This window comes from Cellulophaga sp. 20_2_10 (assembly GCF_023476645.1).
Classification (GTDB): Bacteria; Bacteroidota; Bacteroidia; order Flavobacteriales; family Flavobacteriaceae; genus Cellulophaga.
The window spans coordinates 32,548-33,550 of sequence record NZ_JAMCOJ010000002.1 but is presented as its reverse complement, the minus strand read 5'-3'; the positions used below and the strand labels follow the sequence as shown (position 1 = coordinate 33,550).

The window sequence follows — 1,003 nt, the reverse complement described above, 5'->3', positions numbered from 1 at the left end:
TTTAAAGCAGAAGTACCTTTTGAGTTTGAAAGCTATACAAATGGTATAGACTTACGTAAGGTAGACAGCACGCTTTTAAAACAAAAAATAATCAGTTATTTTAAAATGTACCAAAAAAAATACGAAGAAAAAGATGTGAATGCAATAGTAAATTTAAATTACAATAATGCCCTAAGAAATGCTACAACTCAATACAAAAGCAAAAAACAGTTAAATGGGCTTTGGGAAGAATACAATAACGTAATAAATATTAAAGATAAAGAATTTCAGCCATTAAAAGACTATGAATTGGCTTTTTTTGGAGATGGAAAAATAGCAACTTTAAAATTTGGCAGTAATATAAATACAGATCCGCGACATAGAGGAGCCTCAGCTTTATTTTTCACCTTTAGAAATAAAGAAGAAAGGTTACGTGCTCGTTTTCTAGGTGTGTATTTATATATGGATAAAGACAACTACACGGGTAAAGATGAAGACATACAGTTAGAAATGATAAAATAATATGCTTAAAAAAATATTTTTCTATAGTTGGTTTTTAGTGTTTTGGGTGAGCTGCGCCCAAAATACTAAAACTACCAAAAATATGAACACTACAGACCAAGATAGTATTACCATACATAATGTTACAGACAAAATGTGGCAAGCTAAGCCTAAGTATAATGAGCAACCTATGTATTTACTACGTATAAACCAAGAGTATTGTACCTACGAGATTTTGGTAAATGACTTTCCTGTAAAAGAGTATTATAGAAGTGGTAAACTGGCTACAGCCATAAAAATAAATAGAGCTATATTAAAAAGTGGTACACAAAAGGTTACCATACGTATGTACCCCTATGGCGATTTACTACAACAAGAATTTGGAGAAGATCAGCCTTATATGAGCACCTTAAAAAAAGGCAGCGCTATGCTTGTAGAGGTTGTTAAAGTGCCAGATTGGAAAAATTACAGCATATCTAAAAAAGAATCTATTAAAGTAGTAAAAACAGAAGGGTATAACAAC

The 1,003-nt window shown here is 31.2% G+C and carries 1 protein-coding gene and 1 pseudogene; both read left to right on the top strand.

The window, feature by feature from the left end; genetic code table 11:
- On the top strand, nt 1–501 hold a 501-nt coding region (locus tag M4I21_RS04005), incomplete at its 5' end, for a hypothetical protein (RefSeq protein WP_249557826.1).
- A gap of 82 nt (nt 502–583) precedes the next feature.
- Nucleotides 584–1,003: pseudogene (locus M4I21_RS04000) on the top strand (hypothetical protein); the annotation flags it as partial.